The 9,322-nt window shown below is 67.8% G+C and carries 8 protein-coding genes; 4 read left to right on the top strand and 4 right to left on the bottom strand.

The window, feature by feature from the left end:
- The 3 genes from VD972_RS37545 to VD972_RS37535 form a co-directional block, all read right to left on the bottom strand.
- The coding region (locus VD972_RS37545) for an SEC-C metal-binding domain-containing protein (protein WP_324993637.1) at positions 1-1,231 on the bottom strand (1,231 nt) is incomplete at its 3' end.
- Between the two features lie 119 nt (positions 1,232-1,350).
- Positions 1,351-2,547, bottom strand: coding sequence for an OmpP1/FadL family transporter (locus tag VD972_RS37540; RefSeq protein WP_324993636.1), 1,197 nt, complete (start codon positions 2,545-2,547; stop codon positions 1,351-1,353).
- Positions 2,548-2,574: 27 nt separating this feature from the next.
- Positions 2,575-5,442: a hypothetical protein gene (locus VD972_RS37535; RefSeq protein WP_324993635.1), complete on the bottom strand. Its 2,868-nt coding sequence runs from the start codon at positions 5,440-5,442 to the stop codon at positions 2,575-2,577.
- 150 nt (positions 5,443-5,592) lie between these two features.
- Between VD972_RS37535 and VD972_RS37530 the strand changes: the two genes are divergently transcribed.
- The 4 genes from VD972_RS37530 (at position 5,593) to VD972_RS37515 (ending at position 8,678) form a co-directional block, all read left to right on the top strand.
- A complete protein-coding gene (locus VD972_RS37530) occupies positions 5,593-6,207 on the top strand; it encodes a hypothetical protein (protein WP_324993634.1) in 615 nt (204 codons plus the stop codon).
- Positions 6,204-7,244 (top strand): DUF2071 domain-containing protein, encoded by a 1,041-nt coding sequence (locus tag VD972_RS37525; RefSeq protein WP_324993633.1) that lies wholly within the window; start codon positions 6,204-6,206, stop codon positions 7,242-7,244. The genes VD972_RS37530 and VD972_RS37525 overlap by 4 nt, the downstream gene beginning before the upstream one ends.
- Positions 7,245-7,390: 146 nt before the next feature.
- Positions 7,391-7,846, top strand: a complete 456-nt coding sequence (locus tag VD972_RS37520) for a hypothetical protein (RefSeq protein WP_324993632.1) — start codon at positions 7,391-7,393, stop codon at positions 7,844-7,846.
- Positions 7,847-7,859: 13 nt separating this feature from the next.
- On the top strand, positions 7,860-8,678 hold the full coding sequence (locus VD972_RS37515; protein ID WP_324993631.1) for a sterol desaturase family protein: 819 nt from the start codon (positions 7,860-7,862) through the stop codon (positions 8,676-8,678).
- A 42-nt stretch (positions 8,679-8,720) separates the two neighbouring features.
- On the opposite strand, the gene VD972_RS37510 is transcribed toward VD972_RS37515, so the two are convergent.
- On the bottom strand, positions 8,721-9,322 hold a 602-nt coding region (locus tag VD972_RS37510), incomplete at its 5' end, for a DUF6999 family protein (RefSeq protein WP_324993630.1).

Genomic DNA, 9,322 nt, shown 5'->3' with positions numbered 1-9,322 from the left:
TGCGGCGGATGCGCGCGGCGGCGGTGGGCAGGCCCATCTCCTCGAGGAGCTTCTGGTAGGGCTCGAAGTCCTCGGGTGTCCAGACGGTGCGGGCCTTGATGTCGGCGAGCATGACCAGCTCCTCGGCGGAGCGGCCCTGGGCCTCCTGACGAGCCGTGAAGAGGGCGGCCATCACCATGCGGGAGGGCTCGGCCTCGACGGCGATGGCGGCGTCGGTGAAGAAGGCGCGCGAGGCCTCGTCCAGCGAGGGCTCTCTTGCCTTCTGCCGCATGCGCTCGAGCATGCCCTGGAGAAGCTCGGCGTCGAGCGCGGCCTTCACCGCGCGGATGAGGTTCTCGATGGCAGCGCGGCGGGTGCCGGCGTTGCTGGCGGCGCTCTTCGCGGCGCGCATGGGCTCCCAGAGGACGCAGGTGAACCACAGCTCCTCTTCGGGGGCGAAGAGGGAAGGGGTGGAGGGCTCCTGGAGCTTTGCCTCTACCCGGGCTGCGCGCTCCTTGGCCTCGCGGGCGATGCGCTCGACGAGGCCCGGGTCGGACTGGACGTGCTGAAGGAGGGCGTCGATGTTGCCCTCGCTGGCCATGCGCAGGGCCTCGCGGGCCTCGGGCGGGAGGTCTCCCTCGGCGAAGCGGGTGAGCGCCTCGAACTTGTCGGCCAGCTCCCGGTGCTGAGCGCACCACTCGCGGAACTGGACATCGAAGACGACGTCGAGGACGGGGATGTCCTCGGGGCGGAAGCGATTCTTGTTCGAGGGGGAGGCGAGCAGTGCTCCCACGCACAGGGCCTGGCGATCCTCGGGGGAGTGGCCGGACTCGGCGGCGCGCTTGAGCACGGCGGCGCGGAAGCCGTCGAGAAAGGCGCGGGTGCCGAACTCGCGCACGGCGCCGACGAGCAGGTCCCGGCGGGCCTGAGCGGGAGCCTGCTCGACGGTATCGGGCAGGGCCGCGAGCGCCTTGCTGAGGTAGGCCTCAAAGGCGGCGTCATCGAAGCGCAGCTGGGGAGCGGGGCCCTGCCGGGTCAGCAGGGCGCCGAGGTGTTCGAGCGCCCGCGACAGCTTGGAGACATCCGGGTCCCCCAGGAGGGCCATGGCGGCCTGGAGATCTGCGGTGAGCGGGTGGGGCAGCGAGGGCGGAGGAGCGGCCTGGGCGCGATCCTCGGCGGCGTGGCACACCTTGTATTTCTTCCCGCTGCCACACGGGCAGGGATCATTGCGGCCGGGCTTGGCGGAGCTCATTCAGTCCACTGTAGCGTCCTTGAAATGAAAAGCCCGGGTCCTCGCTGGGAGGAGCCCGGGCTCGAGACAGTCTCGAACATTGTCGCCAGGGCGAAGCGCTTCGCCCCGGCGAGGAGCCGTCACTTCATCGCGTAGCCGATGGTGAGCCCCAGGACATGGCCGGTGCCACCATAGGTACCCTCGAAGCCAGCGGCGGTGCTCTTGGTGTCCTTCAGGTAGACGAACTGGTAGCCCAGGTCCGCCCGGATGGGATCGAACTTGAGGCCCAGGCCCGCCGAGGCCTTGTAGCGGTTGGCGTCCGGCAGATCCGGAGTGAGCGTGTCCTCAGGGCTCGGGATCGGGTCATACGAGGCGCCCAGCCGGACCAGGAAGTTCTCCGTCAGCCCGTACTCGATTCCCAGGCGGTAGTTCCAGGTGTCCTTCCAGTTCTTGGCCACGATGTTGGTGAGCGCCGGGTTCTCGAACTCGATGCCGAAGTCCTGGAAGGTCGACCAGAGGACCAGCTGCGCGTCGAGCGCGATCGTGAGGTTCTTCAGGGGGGTGAAGCCCAGGCCCAGGTTCGCCGAGCCGGGGAGGGTGACCGTTGACGAGATCGGCTGGTCGATGAGCGTGCCCTGGAACCCAGCGGGGACGTCCTGGAAGTCCCCTTTGCCCTTGAACTTCATCTTGAGGGGGCCGCGGAACGTCGCCGCGAAGTCCAGGAGCTTGTCCAGGACGACGACGTTGATGCCCGCGTTGTAGCCCAGGCCCCAGCCACCGCCACCGAGCTCGATGGTGCCTTCGGTGTCCACGAAGTTGATCTTGCGGGTGATCTCGACCGTGCCGCGGACGATGTTCAAGCCCACGCCGACCCGGAAGCGCTCATGGGCCTGGTAGGCGAATGACGGGTTGATGAAGTAGGTGGCCAGCCGGGCGTAGAAGCCCCGGGTGCGGAAGGGGAAGTCCTCCTCCCAGTTGGAGCCGGCGGCGAAGGGCACGTAGATGCCCAACCCCGCGGCCATCTGATCGTTGATGCGGTAGACGCCGAACAGGTGGGGCGGAGGCACCACGGTGGTGCCCATCTGCTGCTTCGTGCCCCCCTCGGGGGTGAACGACAGCTTGGGCAGCGTGGTGACGTCACCCACCGTGATGTCGAGCTTCTCCACGCCCAGGATGTTGGCGACGTTGAAGGCGATCGCCGTCGAGTCATCAGTGACGGCGGTGGTCGCGAACGACATGCCGGTGGCCCGGCCGCTGTGGGTGTCGAAGGAGAAGCCCGCGGCATGGCTGAGGCCGGCAGCGAGCAGGGTCACGACAGAGAGTGTCTTCTTCATCATGGAGTGCGTTTCCTCTCTCTCGAGGGGTTACGGGAGGGCCCCGGTGTTGAGGAACTCGATCGCCTGGGACTGAGCATCCACCGTCGTCGCAACGTTGCTGAAGTTGAGCAGGAAGCCGTGGCGCTCACTGAGCGGCAGCTCGGCCTCGGTGGCGGGGATGAATTTGTAGCTGACCACATCCTTCTTGTCCGCAGCACGGCTGTTGGCCGAGGCAATGAGGGCCTCCGTCAGCGGGTTGGGAGCGACCTGATCGCCCTCGATGTACTGGATGAAGGCCTGACGCTCAGCCGGAGACGCGGGGCCGTTCTCCACGGAGTAGATGTAGTTGATGGGATCCGCTGGGTCGAGAATCATCCGGGAGAGCCCGAGGAACTGATCGAAGGCTGGCGTACCCTGGATGATGCCCTGGGCGGACAGGGTCGCCAGGAAGCCCGCGCGCGCCTGAGCGAAGGCAGGGGAGGTCAGCAGGAAGCCGTTCAGGTTCCCTGCTGGCACGTTGAACAACGCGTGCCGGACCCTGGGAGACGCGGAGGTGTAGAGGGGACCCAGGATGCCGCCGAGGCTCTGACCGAGGTAGTTGATCTTGGTGCCATCGAGCTTGCCTGCGCCCTGGGCTGCGAGCTGGGTGTCGATGCCATCCGCGGCGAGCACGCGCTCGAGCTGGGCATGCTCGATGGTGTGCTGGCGGAAGTTGTCGCGGGTCGCGAAGAGGTTGCTCAGGTTGAGTATGTTCCAGCCGGAGATGTAGGGCTTGGTGCCGTCGCTCCTGAAGCTTCCGCCCTCGCAGGCCCCCGCCGTGGCGTCCGTCGCGCTCGTTGAGAGGCAGCGGCCCTGGCCACTCCCGGCACAGAAGAAGTCGCCCGTGGTGGGCGCGGAGGGATTGCACGTGGCGGGGGTGTCGGAGATGCAGCGACCGTAGCTCACGCTAGAGGGATCCACATCGCAGCGCGAACCTGTGGTGCAGGCTTCGTCGGGAGCATCGATGGGATTGGTTCCATCCGTGATACCCGCGGTCGCGGTGATACCCACGCAGGTGCTGCGATCACCGTGGAAGACGGTATCGATGGCGACGGTTGCATGGTTCACCGCAGCGAGGGCGTTGATGATGGGGACCGCGGTGCTCCGGGAGCTCCGGAGGCCATGACTGAAGATGGTGACGGGATAGCCGTTCGCCGGATCCGCCGCAGCCTGGGCGGGTAGCGCCAACAGGAAGGGCACGCGCTCGAACTTGGGCGCCGCCGGGTTCAGCGTGCCGCCCGTCCCCGTCAGCACGAAGGGCAGGACGATCGAGCCCTGGAAGACCTTGCCAACGTTGCCGCTGGGGAGGCCTGCCGCCGCCATCTGGCCCTTCACGGTGCTCGTGACGTCAAACAGATAGAGGGGCTGGTTGGGCAGGCCCGCGGGGCCGTACTGGACAGCCGGCAGGGCGTGCAGCTGCTGCAGCACGGAGACCGTGCTCTGCGTGGAGTAGGCCCACGCCAGCGCGATCTTGGAGCGCGGCAGCGCCGCCTGCGCCAGCCCGTCGAACATGGGCTTGAGGCCCGCGCGCAGCGGCTCGAGCGCGTTGGCGTTGGCGTCCGAAACGCCCGACACCTGGCTCTTGCCATCCACCACCAGCGGGCTGCTCAGGCGCAGCAGCGCGAAGGCCCCGGCTGGCGCCACCTTTCGGCCCCGCTCGTCCTTCAGGTCCGTCGTCAGCACCGCCGCGTAGGTGGACTTCTCGTCCAGCGGCAGCTGCGGCACGAACTGGAGCTGCTGCGGGTTGGTCGGCGTGGTGCCGTCCGCCTTCTTGCTCGAGGCGCAGTCCAGGCACGCCGTCACGTTCGGCGCGGTACCGCCCGGCGTCAGCTTGATGAACGTCGTGCCCCCCGCCAGGCTGCCCGCGTCCAGCTTGCTACCCGTGTCGATGGCGCCCAGCGTGTCGCTGTTCTCCGATATAGCGGGCGCGGTGGTGGAGAACCCGTCCAGCGTGTTCAACCCCATCAGCAGCTGCTTCTGCGTGTCCGGGGCGTTGGCCGGGATGGGCAGGTTCACGCGCGGGCCGCTGGCCGAGGTTGTCAGCAGGATGTTGTTGGGGAAGGGGATGATGCTCCTGGCCGGGTCGAACGTGGCCTCCGGCATGTTCATGATGCGGAAGGTCCACAGCAGCACGATGTCCTCGCGCTTCACGCCCTGCGCCGCCACCGCATCCAGCAGCGGCTTGTAGGAGCGGCGCAGCGTCTCCAGCCGCAGCGCGCTGGCCGTCTGGTCCGCGAGCCGCTCGGCCGGATCCGTCTTCGCCGAGGGGATGAGGTCCGTCGTCGGCGCGCAGTCCTTCGCCGTCAGGTCCTCGCAGGTGACGAGCGGCTTCTCCAGCGTGGCAAGTGCCCACACCGAAGAGCCCACCACCTTCTTGCCGCCCACGCCCTTCAGGCCGCTGTCACCGCCAATGAGCGCCACGGCATACCGGCCGCCCTTGGGCCAGCCCGTGGCCGGCGGAGCGATGACGAGCTGATCCGTGTCCTCGTCGTAGGCGATCGTCGGGGTGACCGTCGGCGTGGCGATGGGCGTGCCCTGCAGCAGGTCGATGAACCTCACAGAGCTCGTGCTGACAGTGCTCTTGTCCAGGTCGACGATCTTCGTGGACGCCGTGACGCTGGTCGGAAAGCCGTTGAGGGTGTTGAGGTAGTCCTTCGTGAACTCCTGCTGTGCCGCGGGAGCATTGGGGTCGATGGGCGCGTTGACCAGCCCTGTCGCCGGATTAATGGCCAGATCGTTCGGCGTGGGGACGACCGCAGGTGAGACGGCCGGGTTGAAATCCGCGAGTACGTAATCTGGTGCGGGATCCTGCGCGATGTCTGGTGCGCAGGAAGCGGCACCCAGGGTCAGTGCCCCGACGAGCAACAGCTTCTTCATTGTGGGTAACCCCCTCCAAGGTGGGACTACTGGCTGAGGGCCGGTTTGCTAGCACGTTACCGAAGGTGTCGAAAGCATTGCGGAGTGACGCACTGAGTCACGCGCGGGGGACCATACCCGCTTCTGCTTCGGGTAGGCTCGCCGCCGCGCATGAACCGAGAAGAAGCCAACGAGGCTCTACAGCTCATTCGCCGCGTCGTCACTCAGGCTCGGGACGACTCGGCGCTCCAGAACTGGGGCGTCATCTGGATCCTCCACGCCTTCACCAACGGGGGCGGCTTTCTCGGCACGCACGTGCTGTATCAACAGGGGCACCGCGCGCCCGGGCCCTACCTCCTGCTCTGGGCTGCCATCGTCCCGCTCAACCTGGTTGCCATCTTCTGGCTGCAGCGGAAGGAGGCCGCTGGGGTGCGCTCGTTCATCGAGCGGCAGGTGTGGTCCATCTGGACGACGTGCATGGGGGGTATGGTGCTGGTGGCGCTCGTCAACTGGCTGCTCGGGCTGCAGGTGCTCTTCATGCCCGCGGTGGGGTGCATCCTCATCTCCGTGTCCTTCTCCGTCATGGGCGCGCTCATGGGCCGGGCCTGGTACACGGCCGCCGTCGTCTACGCGCTGGCCGCCCTGGTGCTGGCCCGCCTGCCCCAGCTGGGCTTCGCGGCCCTCGCGGCGCTGTGGTTCCTCACGCAGCTCACCGGAGGGCTCCTGCTGCACCGAGCCCGACGCAAGCGCCTCGTGGTCGGCGGCGTACAGGCGCGGCTCGTATGAAGCTGACGCTGACACCGCCCGAGCTGGCCGCCATGGTGACCATGGCCATGGCTCGGCTGGGAATCGCCCGGGAGCGGCTCTTCAACCGCATGGAGGCTGCGAACCAGTCTCGCACGGCGTGCGAGACGGCCCTGCGCGCGCTCACGAGGCGAGGGCTGGTGGTGGAGGAGGATGGCTACTACCTGCTGACCCCACGCGGCCACGCGGAGCTGTACAAGAACTATGACTTGCTCCAGCGGTCCCAGGACCTGAGCCCCTCCAGTGTGGACATGGAGGAGTGTCCCTCGGTGCCCTGGCTCACCCAGGTGCAGACGGTGTGGGTGGAGGCGCTCTCGCTCAACTATGCGGTGGAGCCGGACGCGCTCGCGCAGGTGCTCCCCCCGCCCCTGGAGCCGGAGATCCACCGGGGCAGCGCGTGGGTGCAGGTGCTGATGTCCTCGCTGCGCGAGATGCGCCCCAAGGGGCTCGCCGGCCTGGCGGGCTTCAACTTCTACCAGGTGAGCTACCGCGCCGCGGTGCACTACCGCAACGCACGAGGGGCCTGGCGGCGCGGCGGCTACTTCGTGCGCAGCGAGACCAATGACGCGCTGATGCGCCGCATCGGCAACGCGCTCGTCGAGTTCAAGTTCCACGAGTTCGGCGAGGCGGACATGGTGATGGCCCGCGAGGGGGACCAGCTCACCTTCGCGGTGGATCCGCTGCCTGCCTTCCCAGGGGGCCGGCTGGTGGGGGTGTTGGATACACAACCTCTGCCAGGGCCTCCTCCCGGCTCGGTGTGGCCCAGCCTGGAGGAACTGCACCATCCACTCGTCGAGTGCTACGACGCCTTCGGCGTGGCGGACGGGTACATGTATGTGCTCACCGTCGACCGGGGGCCGTGGAAGGCGCGCTTCGTCCGGCCGGTGGAGCTCTACTGTGAGGCGATGCAGGACGGGGTATTCGCGGGCCACGCACGGCTGGACTCGGTGCTGCACCTGCGCGAGTGCCCCTACCGCTGGCGCCCCCTGAGGCGAGAGCGCATTCCCGCTGCAGGCTGAGCGCTCGCTCTGGCGCCTGCTCCTGCTCAGGCAGCCGAGCATGCCGCGAGGGCTTCGGTTACGCTGACGACATGAACCGAATGCTCAGTGTCGTGGTGTTGAGCCTTGCGGTTGCGGGTGTGGCCCGCGCCGAGGAGGCCGGTGGCTTGACGTGGACTGCCCCGACCGAGTGGACCGTGCAGGGGGAGCGCCCCATGCGCGTAGCCACCTACAGCATCCCCGCCGCGAAGGGGGACCTGGAGGGCGGGGAGCTGGCCGTCTTCTACTTCGGCGAGGGCAAGGGTGGGACGGTGGAAGCCAACGTGAAGCGCTGGGTGAGCCAGTTCCAGAAGGCGGACGGCTCCCCCGCGGAGAAGGAGGCGAAGACGAAGCAGGAGAAGCTCGCCGGCTTCCCGGTGACGACGGTGGACGTGAAGGGCACCTACACGGGCGGTGGCCCGATGATGGGGCCCTCCACCCCCAAGCCTGGCTTCCGGCTGATCGGCGCCATCGTCGAGGGCCCTGGCGGTGCCGTCTTCTTCAAGCTCACCGGTCCCGACAGGACCGTGACGGGCGCGGAGAAGACCTTCCGCAAGATGCTCGAGGGGATGAAGAAGAAGTAGGAGCGCCTGCTCCATGAGGGAGGGTCCTCCCGAGGGCACCTCCCAGGCAGCCATGAACCTCGAGCAAACGATTCAAGACTTCACCCAGCGCTCCTCGCTCCTCCTGCTGGGCACCATCACCGCTGCGGGCTTCGCGGCGATCTACTTCGGCTTCGGCAGCCTGGGCACGTGGCTGGCTCGCCGCGTGGGCCCTCGGCTGGGACTCGGGCATGTCGTCGACGAGCGGTCTCTGCGCCCGGGACAGGTGCGCGAGGAGGTGGGCTGGTCGCTCGTGTCGATCGCCATCTTCGGAGCGTATGGCGCGCTCACCCTGTGGCTCGACGCCCGAGGCCTGACGCACATCCGCTGGGAGCTGACGGCGGGAGGGCTCGCCCGGGATCTGCTGGTCCTGACGATCTGGAACGAGGTGCACTTCTACGCCTGCCACCGCCTGCTGCACACGCGCTGGCTCTTCCGTCACGTGCACTTCATGCACCACCGCTCGCGGGTGCCGACGCCCTTCTCGACGTACAGCTTCCACCCGGTGGAGGCCACGATGCTCGGCAGTGTGATGGTGACGCTCCAGCTCTTCTACGACGTGAGCTTCTGGGCGGCCGTCACCTACCCGCTGGTGAGCCTGCTGATGAACACCCTGGGCCACCTCAACTACTCGTTCTTCCCGGGCCGCTGGTGGAACAAGCCGCTGCGGGCCGCCGAGCACCATGGCCTGCACCACCGCAAGGTGAACGGGAACTTCGGCTTCCAGAGCCCGACGCTCGACCTGGTGCTCAGGACCGAGCTACCTCCTCACGACATCGGCGCGCCCGTGAAGGAGCCCGGCCCAGCGGTGTGAGGAGTTCTGGGGCTGTGCTCAGGGGCCGCCGGCCTGGAGGGCTCAGGCGGCCTCGGTGACGGGGAGGCGCGGCGCCTGGACGGTGGAGACGATGCGCGCCAGCTGCGGCATCCGCCCGTGCTTGCACTCCACCAGGAAGCCGTGGAGCGACTCGGCCGAGAGCCCGTGCAGCAGCAGCCGGAAGCCTGCCCGCATCGTCGAGAGCGGCACCATGGGGTGACGGTTGTTCACCAGCGCCACCAACCCCGGGGCCTGCATCAGCGTGGCCACGTAGATGGCGATCGTCTCGTCCAGCTGCAGCGAGTTGCTCGCGCGCCAGAAGTCCCGGTCCGTGAGGAAGAGCTGGTACATCGGCGTGAAGATCTCGATCGCCGACTGCAGATCCATGAAGTTCGTCCACCGGCGCGGCATGGGCTCGATGGGGAACTCGTCCGAGATGCCGCTGAAGTCCAGCTGGGGCGGCGGCCCCAGCGTGCGGCCCTGCTCTCGCGCGGCCCGGTTGAGGCGGATGACGAAGTTGTAGAGGTTGAGATCGTGGTTCAGGAAGATCTCGTCCTTGACGTGGTCCAGGTTTGTCGGACGGATGGGGTTGGTCGGCACGCCGAGCTCCGGCGTGTTCCGGGCGATGAAGTCCAGGATCTCCG

This window comes from Hyalangium sp. (assembly GCF_035629615.1).
Taxonomy (GTDB): Bacteria; Myxococcota; Myxococcia; order Myxococcales; family Myxococcaceae; genus Hyalangium.
The sequence above is the reverse complement of the archived record's forward strand: the minus strand, read 5'-3'. Positions and strand labels throughout refer to the sequence as shown.